Annotated in this window: 26 protein-coding genes; 17 read left to right on the forward strand and 9 right to left on the reverse strand. The window is 56.2% G+C overall.

Features of this window, described 5'->3' with window-relative positions; translation table 11 throughout:
* Nucleotides 1-60: 60 nt before the first annotated feature.
* Both NR114_RS21530 and NR114_RS21535 read left to right on the forward strand, forming a co-directional pair.
* Nucleotides 61-645 (forward strand): NTP transferase domain-containing protein, encoded by a 585-nt coding sequence (locus NR114_RS21530; RefSeq protein ID WP_256814494.1) that lies wholly within the window; start codon nt 61-63, stop codon nt 643-645.
* A gap of 7 nt (nt 646-652) precedes the next feature.
* Nucleotides 653-1,699 (forward strand): XdhC family protein, encoded by a 1,047-nt coding sequence (locus NR114_RS21535; protein WP_256824851.1) that lies wholly within the window; start codon nt 653-655, stop codon nt 1,697-1,699.
* On the opposite strand, the gene NR114_RS21540 is transcribed toward NR114_RS21535, so the two are convergent.
* Both NR114_RS21540 and fumA read right to left on the reverse strand, forming a co-directional pair.
* The gene (locus NR114_RS21540) at nt 1,623-2,489 is read right to left on the reverse strand and encodes a helix-turn-helix domain-containing protein (protein WP_046372645.1); all 867 of its coding nucleotides are present in this window, start codon (nt 2,487-2,489) and stop codon (nt 1,623-1,625) included. The two genes, NR114_RS21535 and NR114_RS21540, sit on opposite strands and share 77 nt — an antisense overlap.
* A gap of 169 nt (nt 2,490-2,658) precedes the next feature.
* The gene (gene fumA, locus NR114_RS21545) at nt 2,659-4,305 is read right to left on the reverse strand and encodes a class I fumarate hydratase FumA (RefSeq protein WP_234529042.1); all 1,647 of its coding nucleotides are present in this window, start codon (nt 4,303-4,305) and stop codon (nt 2,659-2,661) included.
* Nucleotides 4,306-4,668: 363 nt separating this feature from the next.
* Here fumA and NR114_RS21550 point away from each other — a divergent pair, with 363 nt between their 5' ends.
* The 6 genes from NR114_RS21550 to ruvX all read left to right on the forward strand — a co-directional run bounded on the left by NR114_RS21550 (nt 4,669) and on the right by ruvX (nt 9,048).
* Nucleotides 4,669-5,181, forward strand: a complete 513-nt coding sequence (locus NR114_RS21550; RefSeq protein ID WP_041414952.1) for a SprT family zinc-dependent metalloprotease — start codon at nt 4,669-4,671, stop codon at nt 5,179-5,181.
* A gap of 151 nt (nt 5,182-5,332) precedes the next feature.
* Nucleotides 5,333-6,028: a deoxyribonuclease I gene (endA, locus tag NR114_RS21555; protein ID WP_234529043.1), complete on the forward strand. Its 696-nt coding sequence runs from the start codon at nt 5,333-5,335 to the stop codon at nt 6,026-6,028.
* A 186-nt stretch (nt 6,029-6,214) separates the two neighbouring features.
* Entirely contained in the window at nt 6,215-6,946 is a 732-nt protein-coding gene (gene rsmE, locus NR114_RS21560; RefSeq protein ID WP_020828596.1) for a 16S rRNA (uracil(1498)-N(3))-methyltransferase, read from the forward strand.
* A gap of 10 nt (nt 6,947-6,956) precedes the next feature.
* Nucleotides 6,957-7,907, forward strand: a complete 951-nt coding sequence (gene gshB, locus NR114_RS21565) for a glutathione synthase (RefSeq protein WP_234529044.1) — start codon at nt 6,957-6,959, stop codon at nt 7,905-7,907.
* A 155-nt stretch (nt 7,908-8,062) separates the two neighbouring features.
* On the forward strand, nt 8,063-8,626 hold the full coding sequence (locus NR114_RS21570; RefSeq protein ID WP_041414955.1) for a YqgE/AlgH family protein: 564 nt from the start codon (nt 8,063-8,065) through the stop codon (nt 8,624-8,626).
* Entirely contained in the window at nt 8,626-9,048 is a 423-nt protein-coding gene (ruvX, locus tag NR114_RS21575; protein WP_020828599.1) for a Holliday junction resolvase RuvX, read from the forward strand. The genes NR114_RS21570 and ruvX overlap by 1 nt, the downstream gene beginning before the upstream one ends.
* Here ruvX and NR114_RS21580 read toward each other — a convergent pair.
* On the reverse strand, nt 9,045-10,067 hold the full coding sequence (locus NR114_RS21580) for a type IV pilus twitching motility protein PilT (protein ID WP_234529045.1): 1,023 nt from the start codon (nt 10,065-10,067) through the stop codon (nt 9,045-9,047). The two genes, ruvX and NR114_RS21580, sit on opposite strands and share 4 nt — an antisense overlap.
* A gap of 20 nt (nt 10,068-10,087) precedes the next feature.
* Here NR114_RS21580 and NR114_RS21585 point away from each other — a divergent pair, with 20 nt between their 5' ends.
* The 6 genes from NR114_RS21585 to hemW are packed head-to-tail and all read left to right on the forward strand — an operon-like array spanning nt 10,088 to nt 14,253.
* Nucleotides 10,088-10,795, forward strand: a complete 708-nt coding sequence (locus tag NR114_RS21585; protein WP_020828601.1) for a YggS family pyridoxal phosphate-dependent enzyme — start codon at nt 10,088-10,090, stop codon at nt 10,793-10,795.
* A 20-nt stretch (nt 10,796-10,815) separates the two neighbouring features.
* A complete protein-coding gene (proC, locus tag NR114_RS21590; protein ID WP_234529046.1) occupies nt 10,816-11,637 on the forward strand; it encodes a pyrroline-5-carboxylate reductase in 822 nt (273 codons plus the stop codon).
* 31 nt (nt 11,638-11,668) lie between these two features.
* Nucleotides 11,669-12,223 (forward strand): YggT family protein, encoded by a 555-nt coding sequence (locus NR114_RS21595; protein WP_044553435.1) that lies wholly within the window; start codon nt 11,669-11,671, stop codon nt 12,221-12,223.
* Nucleotides 12,220-12,510: a DUF167 family protein YggU gene (yggU, locus tag NR114_RS21600; protein WP_020828604.1), complete on the forward strand. Its 291-nt coding sequence runs from the start codon at nt 12,220-12,222 to the stop codon at nt 12,508-12,510. The genes NR114_RS21595 and yggU overlap by 4 nt, the downstream gene beginning before the upstream one ends.
* A gap of 17 nt (nt 12,511-12,527) precedes the next feature.
* Nucleotides 12,528-13,121, forward strand: a complete 594-nt coding sequence (locus NR114_RS21605) for an XTP/dITP diphosphatase (protein WP_046372640.1) — start codon at nt 12,528-12,530, stop codon at nt 13,119-13,121.
* Entirely contained in the window at nt 13,114-14,253 is a 1,140-nt protein-coding gene (hemW, locus tag NR114_RS21610; RefSeq protein WP_234529048.1) for a radical SAM family heme chaperone HemW, read from the forward strand. Before NR114_RS21605 ends, hemW begins: the two co-directional genes overlap by 8 nt.
* Before the next feature lie 36 nt (nt 14,254-14,289).
* Here the strand turns inward: hemW and NR114_RS21615 are convergent, their stop codons facing one another.
* The 6 genes from NR114_RS21615 to trmB form a co-directional block, all read right to left on the reverse strand.
* Nucleotides 14,290-14,538: a DUF2442 domain-containing protein gene (locus tag NR114_RS21615; RefSeq protein WP_020828607.1), complete on the reverse strand. Its 249-nt coding sequence runs from the start codon at nt 14,536-14,538 to the stop codon at nt 14,290-14,292.
* A complete protein-coding gene (locus NR114_RS21620; protein ID WP_116691748.1) occupies nt 14,522-14,764 on the reverse strand; it encodes a DUF4160 domain-containing protein in 243 nt (80 codons plus the stop codon). The genes NR114_RS21615 and NR114_RS21620 overlap by 17 nt, the downstream gene beginning before the upstream one ends.
* An 86-nt stretch (nt 14,765-14,850) precedes the next feature.
* Entirely contained in the window at nt 14,851-15,567 is a 717-nt protein-coding gene (locus NR114_RS21625) for a DUF2884 domain-containing protein (protein ID WP_234529049.1), read from the reverse strand.
* Between the two features lie 30 nt (nt 15,568-15,597).
* Nucleotides 15,598-16,521: a glutaminase B gene (glsB, locus tag NR114_RS21630; protein WP_234529050.1), complete on the reverse strand. Its 924-nt coding sequence runs from the start codon at nt 16,519-16,521 to the stop codon at nt 15,598-15,600.
* Nucleotides 16,522-16,616: 95 nt separating this feature from the next.
* Nucleotides 16,617-16,943 (reverse strand): YggL family protein, encoded by a 327-nt coding sequence (locus NR114_RS21635; RefSeq protein WP_020828611.1) that lies wholly within the window; start codon nt 16,941-16,943, stop codon nt 16,617-16,619.
* Nucleotides 16,943-17,662 carry a tRNA (guanosine(46)-N7)-methyltransferase TrmB gene (trmB, locus tag NR114_RS21640; protein ID WP_020828612.1) on the reverse strand — a complete coding sequence of 240 codons (720 nt, stop codon included), beginning with the start codon at nt 17,660-17,662 and terminating at the stop codon, nt 16,943-16,945. Before trmB ends, NR114_RS21635 begins: the two co-directional genes overlap by 1 nt.
* Nucleotides 17,663-17,839: 177 nt before the next feature.
* On the opposite strand from trmB, the gene mutY reads away from it, so the two are divergent.
* From mutY to mltC, 3 genes are all read left to right on the forward strand, one after another.
* The gene (gene mutY / locus NR114_RS21645; RefSeq protein ID WP_232103327.1) at nt 17,840-18,907 is read left to right on the forward strand and encodes an A/G-specific adenine glycosylase; all 1,068 of its coding nucleotides are present in this window, start codon (nt 17,840-17,842) and stop codon (nt 18,905-18,907) included.
* A 153-nt stretch (nt 18,908-19,060) separates the two neighbouring features.
* Nucleotides 19,061-19,333, forward strand: a complete 273-nt coding sequence (locus tag NR114_RS21650; RefSeq protein WP_020828614.1) for an oxidative damage protection protein — start codon at nt 19,061-19,063, stop codon at nt 19,331-19,333.
* 54 nt (nt 19,334-19,387) lie between these two features.
* On the forward strand, nt 19,388-20,464 hold the full coding sequence (gene mltC / locus NR114_RS21655) for a membrane-bound lytic murein transglycosylase MltC (protein ID WP_020828615.1): 1,077 nt from the start codon (nt 19,388-19,390) through the stop codon (nt 20,462-20,464).
* Nucleotides 20,465-20,486 lie beyond the last annotated feature (22 nt).

Genomic DNA, 20,486 nt, shown 5'->3' on the forward strand with positions numbered 1-20,486 from the left:
TCTCAACAACACATATTTTTAGTAAGGTAATTAGAAGTTGCGCAAATTCGGGCGGATAAGATGACAACAGGCATAGTGATCGCCGCTGCCGGACGTGGAGAACGCTTCTCTCAGGCCGGTGGCGCAGGCAATAAATTAAATGCCGAGTTTGCGGATGCCACAGGCCGCCAACGTTCGCTGTTTGAACAGACGCTGCGTCAAGCGTTGGCTTCCGGCCTGCCCATATGGGTGGTCACCCGGCCAGACAACCGCCAGGTTAAACAGATTTGCGCCGCCTATCAGGTTCCGGTCACGCTGCTGGCCAGCGTCGGCCTTGGCGATTCCATTGCCGCCGGCGTTAACGCCACGCCGCACTGGCAAGGCTGGTTGGTTCATTTGGCGGATATGCCGTTCGTTACCCCGGCGGTTTTCCAGCAGGTAGCCAGCGCGTTGCAGCACCACGCCATTGTCCGTCCCCGTTTTGAACAACAGCCGGGTCACCCGGTTGGGTTTTCCGCTCTATTGCGCAAACAACTGAGCCAATTACGTGGCGATAATGGTGCACGCGATCTGCTTAAAGAGCAGGCGGTACACTGGCTTAATCTTGATCAACCCACTGTCGTGCAGGATATAGATCTTCCGTCGCAGCTACCGGTCAGCGAGTAACTCATCTATGCAACATCTCGATATCACCGTGGTCAGCCAGGCGATAAACTGGCTGAAACAACAACCGGTATGGCTGTGCACCGTGCTGAGCACTTACGGCTCCTCACCGCGATCGCCGGGGGCGCTGTTGGCCGCCACGCAGGATGGGCATTATTGCGGCTCGCTGTCCGGAGGATGCGTGGAAGAAGACTTTCTGCGGCGCCTGGCGGCCGGGGAGTATCAGGCTGCCAGCCAGGTCATTCGTTACGGTGAGGGCGGTCTGGAGCCCAACGTAGCGCTGCCCTGCGGCGGCGTGCTGGAGGTGCTGATTGAGTATTTACCGGCGGGCGACGAGAGCATCGATTATCTGACAACCCTCGCCGGCGCGTTAAACGGACACCATGCGCTGGTCAAACGCCTCACTCTGCCGGATGCCTGCGGCAGCCTGACGTTGACCGATTTCGCCAGTGCGACCCAGGTGGAACGCCGCGGCCCGCAAATTACCCTTCATATTGCCGCAGCCCCGCGTTTGCTGATCGCCGGTCTTTCCAGCGTGGCATTGTACTGCGCCGATTTCGCCAGTTCGCTGGGGTTTGAAGTGTTGGTGTGCGAGAACCGTCCGGAGGCGCTGGAAAATTTCGCCCCGCAGCTGAGATCCAACGTGACGCTACTGCGTCAGTTTCCGGCCAAGTTTATTGAAGACGGCGGCTGTCACGCCAATACCGCGATTGTCGCGCTGACGCACGATCCCCGCATGGACGATCTGACGCTAATGGAGGCTATCCATACCCCGGCGTTTTATATCGGCGCCATGGGATCGTTGCGCAACAGCGCGCGTCGTCGCCAACGCCTGCAGCAGATTGCCGAATTCAGCCCACAAGAGCTGGAGCGAATTCATGCCCCGATTGGCTTACCGCTCGGCAGCAAGACCCCGGCTGAAATCGCGCTGGCGGTGATGGCAGATATCGTGCAGCGAAAGAACCGCTCTGCCACCCCGCTCAGTCAAGGGGAGTCACCGGCACCAGGTGTTGGAGCTCAAGATGCAGCTCCTCCCGCTCATTTAGCGAATAGTTGAACATCGTCAGGTCAGGCCCTTCCCGGCGAGCCAGGCCAAGTTGCGGCAAGACCTGAGTGTACATCTGCACAATATGATCGTTCAGGGCCACTGGCTTGCCGGCATAGCAAAAACGACAAAAATCACCGGAGATATCCGGCAGCGCTTCAAGCCCGGCACCGTCACTGACCGGGCAGTCTGCCGCAACGCCCAGGGTATAATCCACCCGCACTCGTTCCCCATCCGGCACAAACTGGGCCAGCGAATAGGTCAATGCCGGGCGCTCACCCAGCAGAGCATAGAACGTCTCTTTGATTTTGCTGCGGATGGGAAGGTGCGACTTATCCAGATCGGTAATGTCCAGATGGTAAGGGTAACTCTTCCCTCGGATAGCATACTGCCCCTTGGCGACCTTGATGCGATCGACCTTAATATCCCCCGGCTGATTCACCGACAGCGAGCGAACCAGATGGCTGAAGTCCTGTTTACGCGCATGGCGATAAACACTGGGAGATTCGGCAAAGTGCTTTTTGAAGCAGCGAGAAAAGGTTTGTTGGTTATCGAATTGATATTCAATAGAAATATCAAGAATGCTTTTTTGCGTATAACGCAAGGCGAAAGCGGCGAGGTACAAGCGGCGCGCGCGAATATAGGAAGCCAGCGACAAACTGGTCTGCTTTTTGAACATTCGCTGCAGATACCATTTCGAGTAGCCTGATTTGGCAGAAACGATATCCAATGACAAGGGATTGGTTAGGTTGTCTTCAATCCAGACCAGCAATTCCCTGATATGACTTTCCTGCGTTTCCATGAGTTTGCCGAACCTTCTGTTCCAAATATGCCTTTATGCGCGTATTAGTGCTTTGCGCGTAGGGTATACAGGTTAAAACATCGCGTCCAGCGGGCTACAGTAATTTACACAGGGGTTGATAAAACCTGAAATTTGCCGCCCCACTGCGGGCGGCAAATCCTTTCGGCGGTTACTTCACGCAGCGAGAACACTGGCCAGACTGGATCTTCTGGAAGAAGTCATTGCCTTTATCATCCACCAGAATAAACGCCGGGAAATCTTCCACTTCGATTTTCCAGATCGCTTCCATACCCAGCTCCGGGTATTCGACGCAGGTCAGGCTCTTGATGCTCTGTTGCGCCAGTACCGCCGCCGGGCCACCGATGCTGCCGAGGTAGAAACCACCGTGTTTGTGGCAGGCGTCGGTCACCTGCTGGCTGCGGTTACCTTTCGCCAGCATGATCATGCTGCCGCCATGAGACTGCAGCAGGTCGACGTAAGAATCCATGCGCCCGGCAGTGGTTGGCCCCAGTGAACCGGAAGCGTAGCCGTCCGGCGTTTTGGCCGGGCCTGCGTAATAAATCGGATGATCCTTAACGTATTGCGGCAGACCTTCCCCTCTGTCCAGGCGCTCTTTCAGCTTGGCATGTGCAATGTCGCGGCCCACAATGATGGTACCGCTCAAGGACAGGCGGGTGGATACCGGGTATTGCGACAGCTGCTTGAGGATCTCGGCCATCGGGCGGTTAAGGTCAATCTTGATTGCCTCGCCCTCACCGGCCTGACGCAGCTCCTGCGGGATAAATTTGCCAGGATTATTCTCCAGCTTCTCCAGCCAGATGCCGTCACGGTTGATCTTGCCTTTAATGTTACGGTCAGCGGAGCAGGAAACCCCCATTCCGACCGGGCAGGATGCGCCATGGCGCGGCAGACGCACCACACGAACGTCATGCGCAAAGTATTTACCGCCAAACTGCGCGCCCAATCCCAGGTTCTGCGCTTCTTTCAGCAACTCTTCTTCCAGCGCCACGTCGCGGAATGCCTGACCGTGCTCATTGCCTTCGGTCGGCAGGCCGTCATAGTACTTGGTCGAGGCCAGTTTTACGGTTTTCAGGGTTGCTTCCGCCGAGGTACCGCCGATAACGAACGCCACGTGGTACGGCGGGCAAGCCGCGGTGCCCAGCGTACGCATTTTCTCGACCAGATAATCCTTCAGCTTGCCCGGAGACAGCAGCGCTTTGGTTTCCTGATAAAGGTAGGTTTTATTGGCAGAACCGCCGCCTTTAGCAATACACAGGAATTTGTATTCTTCACCGTCGACGCTGTAGAGGTCGATCTGCGCCGGCAGGTTGCTGCCGGTGTTGACCTCTTTATACATATCCAGCGCGGCGTTTTGCGAATAGCGCAGGTTGTCTTCGATAAAGGTGTTGTACACCCCGCGTGACAACGCTTCTTCGTCGCCGCCACCGGTCCAGACGCGCTGGCCCTTTTTACCGACGATAATGGCGGTACCGGTGTCCTGACAGGTCGGCAAAATACCTTTGGCGGCGATTTCTGAGTTACGCAAAAATTGCAGCGCAACGTATTTGTCGTTTTCGCTGGCGTCCGGATCCTTGAGGATATCGGCAACCTGCTGCTGGTGCGCCGGGCGCAGCATAAATGAGGCGTCATGAAACGCGTGCTGGGCAAGGAGGGTTAACGCTTCAGGGGCTACTTTCAGAACTTCCTGGCCTTCAAATTCGCTCACGGAAACGTGATCGCGGCTTAACAGATAGTATTCGGTATCGTCTTTCTTCAGCGGGAACGGATCTTGATAATGGAACGGTTTATTCGACATTGATCTCTCACTTGCAACATCAGCTGCGTTAAATTCACACTTACTCAGCCAGCTCGGGGCAGGCCGCGTCAAAAAACTTCCCCACACCTTACGTATTTTTAATCAGTCGGTTATTGCGCTAAATCGCATAATAACCCCTGCGTTAGAAAGGTATTTTCTCGGGATGCTTTTCAATCTTTTCTGTGAGCGCTGCGGGTACAGACTCAGCATGTACGGTTTATTATCCCGCAGTTAACACATTGATTACAATCCATCAGCGTCGATCGGGTTATCAATGCGATGAAAAACCGGCCCGGCAGGCGGGATGAGAATTAGTTTTTCGTCTTATTGCCAGCCGTCGCGCCATTGCTTAAGCTAGCCGCAATGAACAAAGTAAGAATCCCCATAGCGCTGCAACAGGCGGTGATGCGCTGCCTGCGCGAAAAACTGCTGCTGGCGCGTCAGCATTTTTCCGTCGAGTTTCCGGAACCCAAAGTCGTTTACCAGCAACGCGGAACCAGTGCGGGCACCGCCTGGCTGCAAGCCTGGGAAATTCGGCTGAATCCGGTTTTGCTGATGGAAAATCAACAGCCGTTTATCGACGAAGTGGTGCCGCACGAACTGGCGCACCTGTTAGTCTTCCGCCAGTTTGGCCGCGTGGCCCCACATGGACGCGAATGGCGCTGGATGATGGAAAGCGTGTTGCAGGTACCGGCCAGCCGCACCCACCAGTTTGAAATTGCCTCGGTGCAAAGCAAAACCTTCCCCTACCTCTGTCGTTGCCAACAGCATCAGCTCACCGTACGTCGGCATAATCGGGTGCTTCGCGGAGAAAGCGAATACCGCTGCCGTCAGTGCGGCGAAAAATTGAAATTTATCGCCGGTGAGCCTGTTTAAGCGAAAAATCCAACCTCTGCTCCCTACGTCCCAAGTTACAGCCAGACTCCGACGCTGGCTTGAAAAGTCACGGGGTTAACGCCCGTCGTTTGCCACTGCCGTTGACTTCCGCTACCCTGCCTGCCTTTCCAATTTTGAGCAGTTTTGGAATATGCTTCGCAAAATTTTGTTTACGGTTATTTTCACCACCGGCGCCGCACAGGCGCACGGCATCAATAATTTTTCTCAGGCCAAGGCGGCAGCGGCCAAAATCAACCAAGACGCGCCCGGTTCTTTCTACTGCGGCTGCCAGATCACCTGGCAGGGCAAGAAAGGCATCCCAGATTTAAACAGTTGCGGCTATCAACCACGCAAGAACGCCCAACGCGCACAGCGTATCGAATGGGAACATGTGGTACCGGCCTGGCAGTTCGGCCACCAATTGCAGTGCTGGCAACAGGGTGGCCGCAAAAACTGCAACAAAGACGCGAGCTATCGCCAAATCGAAACTGACCTGCACAACCTGCAGCCGGCGATTGGCGAAGTGAACGGCGATCGCAATAATTTCATGTACAGCCAATGGAAAGGCGGCGAAGGTCAGTATGGCCAGTGCCCAATGAAAGTGGACTTTAAAAATAAGCAGGCCGAACCGCCCGCACGCGCTCGCGGCGCGATCGCCCGCACCTATTTTTATATGCGCGATCGCTATCAACTGCGGCTTTCCCGCCAACAGACCCAGCTTTTCGAGGTGTGGAACCGTCAGTATCCGGTCAACCAGTGGGAATGCCTGCGGGAGGCACGCATCGCTAAGGTACAGGGCAACCATAACCTCTATATTCAACAGGCTTGCCAGCAACGAAAGGGCTAAATCCCCTTCGTACTTAAAACTGCAGCGGTGTTGACTGCGTGAGCGCCCCCGAATCACTTACTTAAGTAAGCTCATCGGGATGCACTCACTTGCCGCCTTGCTGCAGCTTCAATTACTTTGGGTATATACTCTTTTTTTTCAAGCTGCAGCACTGATGACTGCATATTAGTCAGGATCGAATATTCAATGCGTATACCCCGTATTTATCACCCGCAGCCGTTAATCGACCATGCAGAAATCGCACTGAGCGAAGACGCCGCCAACCACATCGGGCGTGTACTGCGAATGAGCGCCGGCCAGGCACTGCAGCTCTTCGACGGCAGCAACCAGGTATTTGACGCCGAGATCACCCAGGTCGACAAAAAAAACGTGCTGGTGCGGCTAGCCGCCGGCCAACCGGAAGACCGTGAATCGCCACTCAATCTGCATCTGGGCCAGGTGATTTCTCGCGGTGAGAAGATGGAATTCACCATTCAGAAATCCATCGAGCTCGGGGTCAATGTCATTACTCCGCTGTTTTCCGAGCGCTGCGGTGTGAAGTTGGACGGCGAGCGTCTGGCGAAAAAAATCCAGCAATGGCAGAAGATCGCCATCGCCGCCTGCGAACAATGTGGCCGCAACCGTATTCCGGAAATTCGCGAGGCGATGAAACTGGAAGACTGGTGCGCCGAGCAAGATGGCAGCCTGAAACTCAACCTGCACCCACGCGCCAACCACAGTATCAATACCCTGCCGCTGCCGGTGGAACATGTCCGCCTGCTGATTGGGCCGGAAGGCGGTTTATCCGCCGACGAAATTGCGATGACCACAGGCCACGGATTTACTGATATCCTGCTTGGGCCACGCGTTCTGCGTACAGAAACCACAGCGCTCACCGCAATTACCGCTTTGCAGGTACGTTTCGGCGATCTGGGTTAAAGGAGAAAAGATGATTAAGCTCGGCATCGTGATGGACCCTATCGCCTCCATCAACATCAAGAAAGACACCAGCTTCGCCATGCTGCTCGAAGCGCAGCGCCGTGGCTGGGAACTGCACTACATGGAGATGGACGATCTCTATCTGCACGCCGGTGACGGCCGCGCCCGCACTCGGCTGCTGAGCGTGAAGGAAGATAAAGAGAGCTGGTTCAGCTTTGGCAGCGAGCAGGATCTGGCGCTGCATGATCTGGACGTGATCCTGATGCGTAAAGATCCCCCTTTCGATACCGAATACATCTACGCGACCTATATTCTGGAACGCGCAGAGGTCAAAGGCACGCTGGTAGTTAACAAGCCGCAGAGCCTGCGTGACTGCAACGAGAAGCTGTTCACCGCCTGGTTCCCGGAACTGACGCCGGACACCCTGGTCAGCCGCAGCGCGGCGCACATCCGCAAATTCCACCAGCAGCACGGCGACATTATTCTCAAACCGCTGGACGGCATGGGCGGCGCGTCTATCTTCCGCGTGAAGCAGGACGACCCTAACCTGTCGGTGGTTATCGAAACCCTGACCGAGCACGGTAGCCGTTTCTGCATGGCGCAGAACTTCTTGCCGGCAATCAAAGAGGGCGATAAGCGCATTCTGGTGGTTGACGGTGAGCCAGTACCTTACTGCCTGGCGCGCATCCCGGCGCAGGGCGAGACCCGTGGCAACCTGGCGGCCGGCGGCCGTGGTGAAGCGCGTCCACTGAGCGAAAGCGACTGGAAAATTGCGCGTGCGGTAGCCCCGACGCTGAAAGAAAAAGGGCTGATCTTTGTGGGCCTGGACGTGATTGGCGATCGCCTGACTGAAATCAACGTCACCAGCCCGACCTGTGCGCGTGAAATAGAAGCGGCCTTCCCGGTTTCCATCACCGGTATGCTGATGGATGCAATCGAGAAGCGTCTGGCAGCGAAGTAATCGAAATGCGGGTGACTTGCGTCGCCCGCCTTCCCGACCTCCCTGAATGACGCTGTCAGCCCGCGTCAACCGAGTCGCGGCTTGAAAGGCGATGGGGATAGCCGCATACTGGCGGCTGTTTAACTTCTCACCAATCAAATACCTTAAATAACACCATGAATTTACAACACCATTTTCTTATCGCTATGCCATCACTTCAGGATCCTCGCTTCAAACGCTCGGTGATTTATGTCTGCGAGCACAATGAAGACGGCGCCATGGGCCTGGTGATCAATAAACCGGTGGAACAGTTCACGGTGGAAACAGTGCTGAGCAAACTGAAGATCATGCCACAGGCGCGCGATCCGGCCATCAGTCTGGATAAACCGGTGTTTGCCGGCGGCCCGCTGGCTGACGATCGCGGTTTTATCCTGCATACGCCGTGCAAAGGCTTCGGCTCCAGTATCCAGATCTCGCCGGATACCATGATCACCACCTCGAAAGACGTACTGGAAACCTTGGGCACGCCGGAACAGCCGGAGGACGTACTGGTCGCGCTCGGCTATGCCGGCTGGGAAAAAGGCCAACTCGAACAGGAAGTGTTGGAAAACGCCTGGCTGACCATCGAAGCCGACACCGACATTCTGTTCCATACGCCGATCGCCAGCCGCTGGCGCGAGGCCGCCAATCGCCTTGGCATTGATATCCGCAGCATTGCCAACCACGCAGGACACGCCTGATGACCAACCGCACGATTATCGCCTTCGACTTCGGCACCAAAAGCATCGGCGCGGCCATTGGCCAGGAGCTAACCGGCAGCGCCCGTGCGCTGGCGGCTTTCAAAGCGCAGGACGGCTCGCCGGACTGGCAGAAGATCGAGAAGTTGCTGAAAGAGTGGCAACCGGACTTGGTGGTAGTCGGTCTGCCGCTGAACATGGACGGCACCGAACAGCCGGTCACCGAGCAAGCGCGCAAGTTCGCCAACCGCCTGCACGGCCGCTTTGGCGTGCAGATCGCGCTGCATGATGAGCGTCTCAGTACCGTCGAAGCCCGCGCCAACCTGTTTGATCGCGGCGGCTTCCGCGCGCTGGACAAGGGCAGCGTGGATTCCGCCTCGGCGGTGGTAATCCTGGAAAGCTGGTTCGAACGGCAATTGGGTTAATCCCTTGGCAAAGTCCCCTCCGCGCCGCACAGTAATCCCGCACAGATCCGCTGTTGCAGACCTTGCTCAAAGGTCTGCATGCCGGACTGCCCACCGGTTTGCAGCACGCTGGCAAGCTGATGGGTTTTGCCCTCGCGGATCATGCTGCTGACCGCCGCCGTCGCCGTCAGCACCTCAAAAATCGCCACCCTGCCGCCCCCGGGCCGACTCAACAGCTTCTGTGCAATCACCGCCTGCAGGCTACCGGCCAACTGTGCACGCACGTAGGGCTTTTCTTCCGCCGGGAAAACATCCACCAGCCGATCGACCGCCTGCGTCGCGCTACGGGTATGCAGCGTCGCAAGTACCAGATGGCCGGTTTCCGCAGCGGTAAGCGCCAGCCTGATGGTTGTGGTGTCACGCAGCTCCCCCAGCAAGATGACGTCTGGATCTTCACGCAGGGCAGCACGTAATGCGTCGTCAAAGCTGTGGCTGTCGCGGCCCAATTCGCGCTGCTGAATTAAAGAGTGTCGACTGCGGTGAATAAATTCGATCGGATCCTCCAGCGTAAGGATATGCCGCCGCTGGTGCTGATTGATGTCGTCAATCATTGCCGCCAGGGTGGTGGATTTACCGCTGCCGGTCGCGCCGGTCACCAAAATCAGGCCATCTTCCCTGCGCACCAGGGCCGGAATGATGTCTGGTGCTGCCAACGCCGCCAGCGTCGGGCACTCGCCGGCAATCAGCCGTAAGGCAAGCGAAACCCCGAGGCTTTGCAGAAAGAAATTGGCGCGCAGCCGAATATCGCCCGCAAGCGTCAGCGCCAGATCAAGCTGCCCCTGCTGTTGCAATTGCTGCCGCTGCTGGGGTTGCAGCAGCGCATTGCACAAGCGATGCATCTTGGTCTCGGTCAGTTTTTCCGTACCTGCCAGCGCCTGTAATTCACCATCGATGCGCAACATCGGCTGATGCCCCGTACAAAGGTGCAGATCGGAAGCATTATGCTTTACACTAAGGGCCACGAATTCACCGATATCCATATCAATCTCCTGGGTCAATGATGAGCACTATCCAACAGAATCTGCAGGATGTCAGAAACCGCATTGCCGCGGCCGCTCAAGGCTGCGCTCGCGCTCCAGAAGAAGTGACGCTGCTTGCAGTGAGTAAAACCAAACCTGTGGCGGCGATCGCAGAAGCTATCGCGGCAGGCCAGCGGACCTTCGGGGAAAACTATGTACAGGAAGGCGTGGATAAGGTTCAGCATTTTGCCGCGCTGCCGGAAGGAGCAACGCTGGATTGGCACTTTATCGGCCCTTTGCAATCCAATAAGAGCCGGCTGGTGGCAGAGCACTTTGCCTGGTGCCATACCGTCGATCGGCTGCGTATCGCCCAGCGGTTAAGCGACCAGCGCCCGGCAGACATGCCGCCGCTTAACGTTCTGATCCAAATAAATATCAGCGATGAACAGAGTAAATCTGGCATTGTACTGGCTGAACTGCCGGCGCTGGCAGAAGCGGTTGTCGCCTTGCCGAACGTTCGTTTACGCGGGCTGATGGCGATTCCGGCTCCGCAAGAAGACTACCAGAGCCAATTAGCGGTATTCCGCCAGATGCACGACGCCTTCCTGGCGCTGCAACAGCATTATCCCCAGGTGGACACGCTGTCGATGGGCATGACCGATGACATGACGGCGGCCATTGCCGCAGGCAGCACTCTGGTTCGTATCGGTACCGCCATTTTTGGCGCGCGAGATTATTCGCAGTCCTGACACACTGACGAGGAATTTTAATGCAACACCGTAAGATTACCTTCATTGGCGCCGGCAACATGGCCCGCGCAATCATCGCCGGCCTGGTGGCGGGCGGTTACTCGGCCAAATCCATCAGCGTCTGCGCGCCTTCGGCTAAAAACCGCGATGCGCTGGCTGCCGACTACGGCATCGTTAGCAGCGGCGATAATCTTGCCTGCGCACGCGAGGCCGACGTCATCGTACTGGCGGTGAAGCCACAGATGATGGCAGATGTTTGCCAGCCGTTGCGCGATCAGATCGATTTCAGCGGCAAACTGGTGCTGTCGATCGCCGCAGGCATTCAGGTCAGCCGTTTTTACCAGCTGCTGGCCGACAATCTGAATATCGTACGCATTATGCCAAACACGCCATCGCTGGTGGGTAAAGGCATGAGTGGCCTGTATGCGCCGCAGCAGGTCAGCCAACAGGATCGTGACTACACCAGTGATTTGATGGCGTCAGTTGGCAAGGTATGTTGGGTGGATGACGAAAACGGCATCAACAGCGTGATCGCCGCTGCGGGCAGTGCCCCGGCCTATTTCTTCCTGTTTATGGAAGCCATGCAGCAGGAAGCCGAACGTATGGGCTTCGACAGCCAGACTGCCCGTGCGCTGGTGCAACAAGCGGCATCCGGCGCCGCTGCGCTGGTGGAAGCCAACCCGGAGACGCCGTTGTCGACCTTGCGTGAGCAGGTAACGTCCAAAGGCGGCACCACCGCCGAGGCGCTGCGGGTATTCAACGAGCAACAACTGCCGGCAACCGTGGCCAAAGCCATGCAGGCGGCAGTTTCCCGTGCGCAGGAAATGGAAAAATCATTTTAAATAATCGAGAGTTAAGGAGAAGGACGACTTCATGCTAACGCTGACTTTTTTGGTCAAAACCGTTATTGATCTTTACGTCATGGTACTGCTGCTGCGCATCTGGATGCAGTGGACACGCGCTGACTTTTACAACCCATTCGCGCAGTTTATCGTGAAGATCACCCAGCCGGTGATTGGCCCGCTGCGCCGTATTATCCCGTCAATGGGGCCTATTGACAGCGCATCCCTGCTGTTGGCTTTCCTGCTGATGACCATCAAGTACCCGCTGTTGCTGCTGATTCAGGGCGGCGCGATGTCACTCAGCCCGTATAACCTGCTGTTTGGCCTGATCTCTCTGGTGAAGTCGGCCGGTTATCTGATCTTCTGGGTGATGATTATCCGCGCGCTGATGAGCTGGATAAGTCAGGGCCGCAGCCCGATTGATCAGTTGATGTATCAACTGACCGAACCTTTGATGGCGCCAATCCGCCGTATTCTTCCGGCAATGGGCGGCATTGATTTTTCAGCGATGGTAGTGATCCTGATCCTGTATCTGATCAACTACCTGGGTATGGATCTGTTCGGTGAGATCTGGTTCCTGCTGTGAGTGCAGTCACCCCCGTGCTGGACGGGCTGGCAATCAGGCTATATATTCAGCCGAAAGCCAGCCGCGACCAGATTGTCGGTTTGCATGGCGACGAACTTAAAGTCGCCATTACCGCCCCGCCGGTAGACGGCCAGGCCAACGCTCATCTGATCAAGTTTCTCGCCAAGCAGTTCAAAGTGGCGAAAAGCAACGTCACCATAGAGAAAGGCGAGCTGGGGCGGCATAAACAGTTACGCATCGTTAATCCGCAACAGATCCCCGCCGTGGTCGCGGCGCTAATCGAATAAATTTCAAGGTAGTCATCATGCAAAAAGTCGTTCTTGCCACCGGTAACCCGGGTAAAGTGCGCGAACTCGCCGACCTGTTGGCCGATTTCGGCCTGAATGTGGTCGCACAAACCGAATTGGGCGTGGAGTCCGCCGAGGAAACCGGCCTGACGTTTATCGAAAATGCCATTCTGAAAGCCCGCCATGCGGCGCAAATCACCGGTCTGCCGGCGATCGCCGACGACTCGGGTCTGGCGGTTGATGCACTGGGCGGCGCGCCAGGCATCTATTCTGCACGTTACGCGGGTGTAGACGCCTCTGACCAGCAAAACCTCGACAAGCTGCTGGTTGCGCTGAAAGACGTGCCCAAGGGCAGCCGTGGCGCACAGTTCCACTGCGTGCTGGTGTATATGCGCCACGCGGAAGATCCGACGCCGCTGGTGTTCCACGGCAGCTGGGCCGGTGAAATCACCGATGCCGCCGCCGGTGAAGGCGGTTTTGGCTATGATCCTATCTTCTACGTTCCGGAGCTGGGCCGCACCGCTGCCGAGCTGAGCCGTGACGAAAAGCGCGCCGTATCACACCGAGGTAAAGCCCTGAAGCTGATGCTGGAAGCGATGCGCAATGCTTAAGTTGCCCCCGCTGAGTTTGTACATTCACATTCCGTGGTGCGTGCAGAAATGCCCGTACTGCGACTTCAACTCGCATGCGTTGAAGGGCGAAGTGCCGCATCAGGAATACGTCGATCACCTGCTGGCGGATCTGGATGCCGATCTGCCGCTGGTCAGTGGTCGCGAAATCAGCACCATTTTTATCGGCGGCGGCACCCCCAGCCTGTTGAGTGCCGAAGCGATGCAATCGCTGCTGGACGGCGTGCGGGCACGCATTCCGGTGATTGACGGCGCCGAGATCACCATGGAGGCCAACCCGGGTACCGTGGAGGCCGATCGCTTCAGCGGCTATCAGCGCGCCGGTGTGAACCGCATTTCTATCGGCGTGCAGAGCTTCAGCGCCGAGAAATTGATTCGCCTGGGTCGCATTCACGGCCCGGAAGAGGCCAAACGCGCAGCTCATCTGGCTACCGGCCTGGGTTTGCGCAGTTTTAACCTGGATCTGATGCACGGCCTACCGGACCAGTCGCTGGAAGAGGCGCTGGACGATCTGCGCCAGGCCATTGCCCTCAATCCACCGCATCTGTCGTGGTATCAACTGACTATCGAGCCCAATACGCTTTTCAGTTCACGCCCGCCGGTGCTACCGGACGACGACGCGCTGTGGGACATTTTCGAGCGGGGCCATGAATTGCTGAGCGCCGCCGGCTATCAGCAGTATGAAACTTCGGCCTACGCCAAACCGGGCTATCAGTGCCAACATAACCTCAACTACTGGCGCTTTGGCGACTATCTGGGGATTGGCTGCGGCGCGCACGGCAAGTTAACCTTCAGCGACGGCCGCATTCTGCGCACCGCGAAAACCAAGCATCCGCGTGGTTTTATGCAGGGCAAGTATATGGACAAGCAGCTTGAGGTGACGGCGGCTGACCGGCCGTTCGAATTCTTTATGAACCGCTTCCGCCTGCTGGAAGCCGCACCGCGTGCTGAATTCGTCAACTACACCGGGCTGGATGAAAGCGCGATCCGTGCAGCGCTGGACGAAGCGCTGGCGAAAGGTTATCTGGTAGAAACGCCGGAGTATTGGCAGATCACCGAGAAAGGCAAACTGTTCCTTAATTCGCTACTGGAGTTGTTCCTGGCGGATGAATGAAAAAAAGCGCTGAGTTTTCAGCGCTTTTTTTAAACGTCAGGCAGCATGGTGGGGACGATGAGTAATATCCCCTCTACCCTTTAGCAAGCCTTCAACAGAAATATCTTCATCCAACGCATCCCAATGGATCCCACGGGCACTCAGCTCATAGCGGGCGCGCTCTTGGTCCGTTGCATTCAGCAATCGAGGAAACCAGGCGAGTGGCACGCCGATAATTCTGGCATCGCTCAACTCAACCCACATCGTTGTCTCATCGAAGTTTACGTTTTTAGCTGAAATACTCATCCCAGGCCTCCAAAAATAACCCCTTATGGACTCCAACAACTTCGGTTAATTCTTTTAATACTCTGGCATTAAACCCATCATTGCGGGCTACCCGCACCTCTGGTATCAGCCAAAACTTGGCTTCTGCCACGGCATCTCTGACATGAATATGAGCCGGTTCCAACGGCTCTCCTTCATTCGAATAAAAAAAGAATTTATAACCTTTATGACGGAATATCACTGGCATCAATGCAAAATCCTTTTAGCCATTGATTATAGTTTAGCCAGTCTGTCAGATGTTAGTTAGAAGGTCAAAACAGACCACCAGCCAGATTACTTCAATGCATTTAGCAAATCTTTGCGCTGGGTTTCCAGGCCGGTAACGCGGTTGCACACGTCGTGGCCGAAGTTCTGGAAATCCTGCTCCTGGTTATTCCATTCGTTCTGAATCGCCTTCTGCAGGCCGCCCAGATTGCCCATGATCGCCTGCAACGGGTTGCCGCCGCTATTGGCTGCCTGCTTGACGCCCATCTCATTCAGGCTGTCCTGCAATACGCCGCCCATGCTCTGCTGGACGATATTGCGGCCATCCTGCTCAACCTGATCAATCGCCTTGTGATGGAAGGTCAGGCCGTCGCTGCGGTGCTCAATGATACGGTTCATCTGTTGCTTAAGCTGACCGTTCAACGTGGTCAGGCGGTTACGCACGTTGCTGTCGCTGCCCAACTCTTTGACTATCACCTTGTCCAACGCCACCCGCGCTTTTTCCAGATGTTGCTGAGCGCCGTTGTCGATCCACGGCAACTCTTTGCGCAATGCGCTCTGGTAACTGAAGGCCTTCTGGCGCTGGCTGTCTGTCAGGCTCAACGCCTGGCCATTGCGGGTTACATCGCCATCCGGTGAAATCTGCAGATTGCCGCTGGCCCCGGTCACCTGTACGTTCTGCGGGCTGATAATCACGTCGTCCTGGGGTTTAACGCTGCACTGATACTCGGCATGGGCCTGTGAAGTAGTCAACAGCAGTAAGGCTAACCCGGTTTTCTTTAACATATATTCTCCTGACGCCCTTCCGTGGTGGGGCTAAAAAATCGAACGGCTAATCCGTTGAGACAACAGTTCCAGCGCCGCAGTTCCCGCCAATGAGTTACCGGAAGCATCCAGTTCCGGCGACCAGACGGCGATCGACAGCTCGTCGGGGACGATAGCGACAATACCGCCACCCACGCCGGACTTGCCCGGCATGCCCACGCGATAGGCAAATTCCCCCGCGCCGTCGTACATGCCGCTGGTCATCATCAGCGCATTAATCTGGCGTGCCTGCAGGGGACTTATCACCTCGCGTCCGCTAAGATCACGGCCGTGATTGGCCAGATAAACAAAGCTGCGAGCCAGCTCCACGCAGCTCATTCGCAGCGCGCAGTAGTGGAAGTAGGTTTGCAGCACGGTAAGCACGTCGTTTTCGAAATTGCCGAACGACTTCATCAGGTAGGCTATCGCCGCATTGCGATCGGAGTGTTCGAACTCGGAACGGGCCACCCGTGAATCATAGGCCAGGTCATCTTCACCGGCCAGTTGACGCACCACTTCAAGCATTCGCTGCTTGGGCGCGCTGAGCCGGGTTTGCAGCATGTCGCACACCACCAGCGCACCGGGGTTGATAAACGGATTGCGCGGTTTGCCCTGCTCCATCTCCAGCTGCAACAGCGAGTTGAACGGCAGACCGGAAGGCTCCTTGCCAACCCGACGCCAGATCTCCGCCTCCTGGTAGCGCGCCAGCGCCAGCGTCAGGCTCAACACCTTGGAGATCGACTGAATAGAGAAACGCTCGTCGGCGTTACCGGCCTGGAACATTTCGCCGTCGACGGTGCAAACGGCGATCGCCAGACGATCGGCCGCCACTTCCGCCAGCGCCGGTATATAGTCCGCCACCTTGCCCTGGCCAATCAGCGGGCGCACCTGTTGCAGGATCTCATCCAGCAACGCGTTATCCAATGTTGTTACCACCGCGGTCACACTCCGGACAAAATAAAGGTGCCGTAAAGGCACCTTAAATCAATAGATTCAGCGCGACGCCAGGCCGCGCTTATCAGGCAGGAAAATCAGTCCCACCAGATATCGAACAGATCGCTGACCTTAACGTCGGTCAGTTTACGCGCTTCCAGCCATTTTTTGACCAGTTCGCGTTGCTCGTCAGTGCAGTGACCGATGGTCTGCAGACAGATCAAGCCTTCCCACTGCAGGTAGCCGCTACCGTCAAAGGCCATGCCGTTCGGCTCAATCACTTCGTCGATAAAAGCGTCCAGCGTGCTGTCGATATCTTCAACCGCGGTGCCTTCGGCAAAGCGCCATGCAACGGAGAAGCCCAGCTCCTGAAACTCTTCAATGTGTAACTTTTTACGTAAACGACGACTGCGGTTCTTAGCCATTATTCTTTCCTCTCAAACATCAAGTCCCAAACGCCATGTCCCAGACGCTGGCCGCGTAATTCAAATTTTGTCAGTGGGCGTGAATCCGGACGCGGCACATAATCATTATCGCTGGAAAGATTGCGATAGCCTGAGATCCCGTTCATAACCTCTAACATATGTTCTGCATAAGGCTGCCAGTCGGTGGCCATGTGGAAGACGCCGCCGACTTTCAGTTTGCGACGCACCAGTTCAACAAACGGCGTCTGTACGATGCGGCGTTTGTTGTGGCGCGCTTTGTGCCACGGATCGGGGAAAAACAGCTGAACCATGTCCAGCGAGCCGTCCGGGATCATATTCTCCAGCACCTCAACCGCGTCGTGACACATTACGCGCAGGTTGCTCAGTTCCGCTTCGGTAGCGTCGGCCAGGCAGGCACCCACGCCCGGCGAATGGACTTCTATCCCCAAGAAATTCTGCTGCGGGTTATTGCCCGCCATGGTCACCAGCGAGGCGCCCATGCCAAAACCGATCTCCAGCACGGTCGGCGCGTCGCGCCCGAACAGTGCGGCGATATCGACAGGTTCAGCCTGATACTCCACGCCCATCACCGGCCAATAGTTGTCCAACGCGTGCTGTTGGCCTTTGGTCAACCGCCCCTGGCGGCGGACAAAACTGCGGATACGGCGCATCGCGCGGCCGTTCTCATCAAATTCCGGGGAGATGACGTCATTAATCATAGTGCTTTCTGTCTGTTTGGCTGCCAATTAGGGAAACGCGCATTATGCAAAGATACATTGGTTTAGCAAGTGTTCATCTAATGTACCTGCCGTGCGACGTCGGAAAGTTCCGGTTTACAGCATCATGACTCTATGCTGCAATCGCGCTTCATTTTCTGCCGGATATCGAATCAGCTTATGATGCAAGCACAGCAGTTCGCACAGGTGGTGCTTGACTGGTACCAGCGTTACGGCCGTAAGACCCTGCCGTGGCAGCTTGATAAGACCGCCTATCAAGTATGGCTCTCGGAGGTCATGTTGCAACAAACTCAGGTTGCCACCGTGATCCCTTACTTCCAGCGCTTTATGGCACGTTTTCCCAACGTGCGTGCGCTGGCTGAAGCGCCGCTGGACGAAGTGCTGCACCTGTGGACCGGCCTGGGCTACTACGCCCGTGCGCGCAATCTGCATAAGGCGGCGCAGGCTATTGTCGCACAGCACGGCGGTGAGTTCCCGACAACCTTTGAAGAAATCCACGCCCTGCCCGGTATTGGCCGTTCAACGGCAGGCGCAGTGCTGTCGCTGGCGCTCGGCCAACACTACCCAATCCTCGACGGCAACGTAAAACGCGTCCTGGCCCGCTGCTATGCCGTCGAAGGCTGGCCGGGCAAGAAAGAGGTAGAAAACCGACTGTGGGAAATCAGCGAAAACGTTACCCCGGCCAAGGGCGTTGGCCAGTTCAATCAGGCGATGATGGATCTGGGGGCGATGGTCTGCACCCGCTCCAAGCCGAAATGCGAACTGTGCCCACTCAGCCTCGGCTGCATCGCCTATGCCCACCACAGTTGGGCAAAATACCCGGGTAAAAAGCCCAAGCAGACCCTGCCGGAAAAAACCGCCTACTTTTTATTGCTGCAGCACGGCGAACGCGCCTGGCTGGAGCAGCGCCCCGCCGTCGGTCTGTGGGGCGGTCTGTTCTGCTTCCCGCAGTTCAGCGAACGTGAAGAGATGGAACTCTGGTTGCAACAGCGCGGTCTGAAAAACAATCGCCGGGAGCAACTGACCGCATTTCGTCATACTTTCAGTCATTTCCATCTTGATATCGTGCCAATATGGCTGGAAATGGACGCCAAAGGCAGCAGCATGGATGAGGGCGCCGGTCTCTGGTATAACTTAGCGCAGCCGCCATCGGTCGGGCTGGCCGCACCGGTTGACCGCCTGTTGCAACAGTTGGCAAAACAGTCCCCGCGCCGACAGGGTTTATAGCCTAAATAATTCGAGTTGCAGGAAGGCGGCAACTGAGCGAGTCCCGATGAGCTTACTGAGGTAAGTGATTCGGGTGAGAAAAGGCAGCCAACACACCTGCAGCTCAAAGTATGACGGGTTTATTGGCAATAGCGCCATTGATGAGGAATTAGCATGAGCAGAACCATTTTTTGTACCTTCCTGCAGCGTGACGCCGAAGGGCAGGACTTCCAGCTTTATCCAGGGGAAGTCGGCAAACGCATCTATAACGAGATCTCGAAAGAAGCCTGGGCAGAATGGATGAAAAAACAAACCATGCTGATCAACGAGAAAAAACTGAACATGATGAACGTTGACGACCGCAAATTGCTGGAAGCGGAAATGATCAAATTCCTGTTCGAAGGGCATGACGTCCATATCGAAGGCTATACGCCACCAAGCGAATAATGCTGTTGGGGCCAGGCGCTGGCCCTTCCAATACTTCTCGTATACGGCTTTAAGATGAAGAAAATTTTAGCTTTGCTAGTGATAGCGCCCCTGCTGATATCCTGTTCCGGCAAAAAAAGCACTGAAGTCAACGAAGCCTGGGTCAAAGACACCAACGGCTTCGAAATCCTGATGGGTCAGTTCGCCCACAACATCGAGAATATCTGGGGTCTGAACGAAGTTCTGATCGCCGGGCCGAAAGATTACGTTAAATACACCGACCAGTATCAAACCCGTAGCCACATCAACTTTGATTCTGGTGCCATCACTATTGAAACCATCGCCACCACCGATCCTGCCGCTCACCTGCGCCAGGCGATTATCAGCACCTTGCTGATGGGGGACGACCCGGGTTCTATCGATCTCTATTCCGACGTCAACGATATCCAGATCAGTAAAGAGCCGTTCCTGTACGGCCAGGTACTGGATAACAAAGGTGCGCCGATCCGTTGGGAATGGCGTGCGGCGCACTTCGCCGACTATCTGTTGCAGACCAAGCTGCAAAAACGCACCTCCGGCCTGCACGTGATTTACTCGGTCACTATTCAGCTTGTGCCAAACCACCTGGACAAACGTGCCCACAAATACCTGCCGATGGTTCGCAAGGCGTCGGAGAAATACGGCGTGGAAGAGTCGCTGATCCTGGCGATCATGCAGACCGAATCGAGCTTTAACCCCTATGCGGTGAGCGGTTCAGATGCGTTGGGCCTGATGCAGGTGGTGCAGCACACTGCCGGTAAGGATGTGTTCCAGATGCGTGGGAAATGGGGCAAACCAAGCCGCAGTTACCTGTTCGACCCGGAAAACAACATCGATACCGGTACGGCTTATCTGGCCATTTTGCAGAATAACTATTTGGGAGGGATTCAAAACCCGACCTCACGCCGCTACGCGGTTATCACCGCCTATAACGGCGGCGCCGGCAGCGTGCTGCGTGTGTTCTCTAGCGACAGGACCCGTGCGGTGAGCATCATCAACGGCATGCAGCCGGGCGACGTCTATCAGACGCTGACCACCAAGCATCCGGCCGGCGAATCTCGCCGTTACCTGGTGAAGGTGAACAACGCCCAGAAGAGTTACCGCAGAAGATAATTTGCGGTGGCGTTATCAATAA

Source organism: Serratia sp. Ser99, assembly GCF_024519545.1.
Classification (GTDB): domain Bacteria; phylum Pseudomonadota; class Gammaproteobacteria; order Enterobacterales; family Enterobacteriaceae; genus Serratia; species Serratia liquefaciens.

Coding starts and splice junctions, on each gene's coding strand:
- NR114_RS21530 (WP_256814494.1), top strand. CDS start 61: ATGACAACAGGCATAGTGATCGCCGCTGCCGGACGTGGAGAACGCTTC.
- NR114_RS21535 (WP_256824851.1), top strand. CDS start 653: ATGCAACATCTCGATATCACCGTGGTCAGCCAGGCGATAAACTGGCTG.
- NR114_RS21540 (WP_046372645.1), bottom strand. CDS start 2,489: ATGGAAACGCAGGAAAGTCATATCAGGGAATTGCTGGTCTGGATTGAA.
- fumA (WP_234529042.1), bottom strand. CDS start 4,305: ATGTCGAATAAACCGTTCCATTATCAAGATCCGTTCCCGCTGAAGAAA.
- NR114_RS21550 (WP_041414952.1), top strand. CDS start 4,669: ATGAACAAAGTAAGAATCCCCATAGCGCTGCAACAGGCGGTGATGCGC.
- endA (WP_234529043.1), top strand. CDS start 5,333: ATGCTTCGCAAAATTTTGTTTACGGTTATTTTCACCACCGGCGCCGCA.
- rsmE (WP_020828596.1), top strand. CDS start 6,215: ATGCGTATACCCCGTATTTATCACCCGCAGCCGTTAATCGACCATGCA.
- gshB (WP_234529044.1), top strand. CDS start 6,957: ATGATTAAGCTCGGCATCGTGATGGACCCTATCGCCTCCATCAACATC.
- NR114_RS21570 (WP_041414955.1), top strand. CDS start 8,063: ATGAATTTACAACACCATTTTCTTATCGCTATGCCATCACTTCAGGAT.
- ruvX (WP_020828599.1), top strand. CDS start 8,626: ATGACCAACCGCACGATTATCGCCTTCGACTTCGGCACCAAAAGCATC.
- NR114_RS21580 (WP_234529045.1), bottom strand. CDS start 10,067: ATGGATATCGGTGAATTCGTGGCCCTTAGTGTAAAGCATAATGCTTCC.
- NR114_RS21585 (WP_020828601.1), top strand. CDS start 10,088: ATGAGCACTATCCAACAGAATCTGCAGGATGTCAGAAACCGCATTGCC.
- proC (WP_234529046.1), top strand. CDS start 10,816: ATGCAACACCGTAAGATTACCTTCATTGGCGCCGGCAACATGGCCCGC.
- NR114_RS21595 (WP_044553435.1), top strand. CDS start 11,669: ATGCTAACGCTGACTTTTTTGGTCAAAACCGTTATTGATCTTTACGTC.
- NR114_RS21605 (WP_046372640.1), top strand. CDS start 12,528: ATGCAAAAAGTCGTTCTTGCCACCGGTAACCCGGGTAAAGTGCGCGAA.
- hemW (WP_234529048.1), top strand. CDS start 13,114: ATGCTTAAGTTGCCCCCGCTGAGTTTGTACATTCACATTCCGTGGTGC.
- NR114_RS21615 (WP_020828607.1), bottom strand. CDS start 14,538: ATGAGTATTTCAGCTAAAAACGTAAACTTCGATGAGACAACGATGTGG.
- NR114_RS21620 (WP_116691748.1), bottom strand. CDS start 14,764: ATGCCAGTGATATTCCGTCATAAAGGTTATAAATTCTTTTTTTATTCG.
- NR114_RS21625 (WP_234529049.1), bottom strand. CDS start 15,567: ATGTTAAAGAAAACCGGGTTAGCCTTACTGCTGTTGACTACTTCACAG.
- NR114_RS21635 (WP_020828611.1), bottom strand. CDS start 16,943: ATGGCTAAGAACCGCAGTCGTCGTTTACGTAAAAAGTTACACATTGAA.
- trmB (WP_020828612.1), bottom strand. CDS start 17,662: ATGATTAATGACGTCATCTCCCCGGAATTTGATGAGAACGGCCGCGCG.
- mutY (WP_232103327.1), top strand. CDS start 17,840: ATGATGCAAGCACAGCAGTTCGCACAGGTGGTGCTTGACTGGTACCAG.
- NR114_RS21650 (WP_020828614.1), top strand. CDS start 19,061: ATGAGCAGAACCATTTTTTGTACCTTCCTGCAGCGTGACGCCGAAGGG.
- mltC (WP_020828615.1), top strand. CDS start 19,388: ATGAAGAAAATTTTAGCTTTGCTAGTGATAGCGCCCCTGCTGATATCC.